The sequence below is a fragment of the Limimaricola litoreus genome (genome assembly GCF_024159025.1).
Taxonomy (GTDB): Bacteria; Pseudomonadota; Alphaproteobacteria; order Rhodobacterales; family Rhodobacteraceae; genus Limimaricola; species Limimaricola litoreus.
The window spans coordinates 1-1,509 of sequence record NZ_JAMYXC010000118.1 but is presented as its reverse complement, the minus strand read 5'-3'; the positions used below and the strand labels follow the sequence as shown (position 1 = coordinate 1,509).

Sequence of the window (1,509 nt, the reverse complement as noted above, 5' to 3'; positions counted from 1 at the left end):
GGCTCCGGGCGGCAGGCCGAGCACGACATCGGGCAGCCCGATCCGCGCGGCGGGCGCTGCGAGGCGGTAATGCGCCGCAAGCGCCAGCTCGGCGCCGCCACCGATGGCGCTGCCCGAAAGCGCCGCCACCACAGGAACGGGCAGCAGCTCGATCCGGCGACAGATCGTGGCGAGGTCGGGGCCCTCCACCGGGCGATCGAGCCCGCGCAGATCGAGCCCCACCGAGAAGAGGCCATTGGCGCCGGCCAGCACCACGCCGCGGGGCGGTTGCGGGGCGTCGAGCGCGGCCTCGATCTCGTCCAGCGCCACGCCGAGCGCCTGCCGCGCGGCGGCGTCGAGCGCGTTGCCCGGCTTCGAATCCAGCGTGATCCTTGCGATGCCGTCGACCGTCCCGGTCGAGATCGTCCCCCCCTGCATCGCCATGGCCCTCGCTGCTGCCTGCCCTGTCGCATGATCGGCGCCGCGCCGCCCCTGCGCAAGGCCCGCCACGACGCGCGTTTTCGGCGATGGCAGCGGCGCAACGCGTCTGGACGCGCACCGGGCGACGCGGTATTCCTCGCCGCATGGATATTCGCCGCATCAGCCCCGACTACGCCGTCAGCCCGCAGATCGAGCCGGAGGACATTCCCGCCATCGCCGAAGCGGGCTTTGCCACGGTGCTGTGCAACCGCCCCGACGAGGAGGTGCCCGCCGAGCTGCAGGCCGAGACGCTGCGGATTGCGGCGGAGGCGGCGGGGCTGCGCTTTGCCGTCAACCCGGTGACGCACCAGGGGCTCAACCGCGAGGTCGTCGACCGGCAGATGCAGGTGCTCGATGGCTCCGACGGGCCGGTGCTGGCCTATTGCGCCTCGGGCACGCGGTCTTCCATCGTGTGGTCGCTGGGCCAGGTCGGCCGGTCCGAGACCGACGAGATCATCGCCGCCACCGCCAAGGCGGGCTACGATCTTGAACGGCTGCGTCCCCAGCTCGACGCGCTGCGCGAAAGCGACGCGGAGAACGACGCCGACTAACCGGCGCGCGCGGCCGGGCGGGCGGGGATTTCCCGCACGCCATCGGGTAACCCATCGGAGGCGTCCTCGGGCTGCGACAGGCGCACCGCGCGCAGCCCCGCGAACTGCCCGAGCCGGACCTTCGCGACCGCGCGGCCTCCGCCATCCTCCAGATCGATCGCCGCGAGCGACACCCCCGGCAGCATCAGTCGCTGGCCGGGCTCGAAAGCCTCGACCTCATGCGCCGGAAGCCGCATCCGGTGCAGGATGGCCGCCAGATCGGCGGGCGCCTGCAGGACCGTCTCGCGCAGGGCCATCTTCCAGACCGCGCCCTCCCGCGCCCGAGGCACCGGGGGGGGCAATGCCAGCGCCAGCATGAGCGCGCCCTCGCGGCCGCTGCCCGGCCTGATCTCCATCGAAAAGCGGTGCACGGCAAAGCCGCCCTCCGGCAGGATCAGCCCCGCCGCGCGCGCATCGCCCAGCCGCGGCCCGGGGGCGAGCCCGGCCTGCTGCGGGCCAT

Annotated in this window: 2 protein-coding genes and 1 pseudogene; 1 reads left to right on the top strand and 2 read right to left on the bottom strand. The window is 73.8% G+C overall.

What is annotated here, in order from left to right:
* Positions 1-423: enoyl-CoA hydratase/isomerase family protein (locus NHG85_RS07890; protein ID WP_253331346.1), on the bottom strand; the 423-nt coding region annotated here is incomplete at its 3' end.
* A gap of 140 nt (positions 424-563) precedes the next feature.
* Between NHG85_RS07890 and NHG85_RS07885 the strand changes: the two genes are divergently transcribed.
* Entirely contained in the window at positions 564-1,010 is a 447-nt protein-coding gene (locus NHG85_RS07885) for a protein tyrosine phosphatase family protein (protein ID WP_253331345.1), read from the top strand.
* On the opposite strand, the pseudogene NHG85_RS07880 reads toward NHG85_RS07885, so the two are convergent.
* Positions 1,007-1,509 (bottom strand): annotated as a pseudogene (locus NHG85_RS07880) (hypothetical protein); the annotation flags it as partial. The gene NHG85_RS07885 and the pseudogene NHG85_RS07880 sit on opposite strands and share 4 nt — an antisense overlap.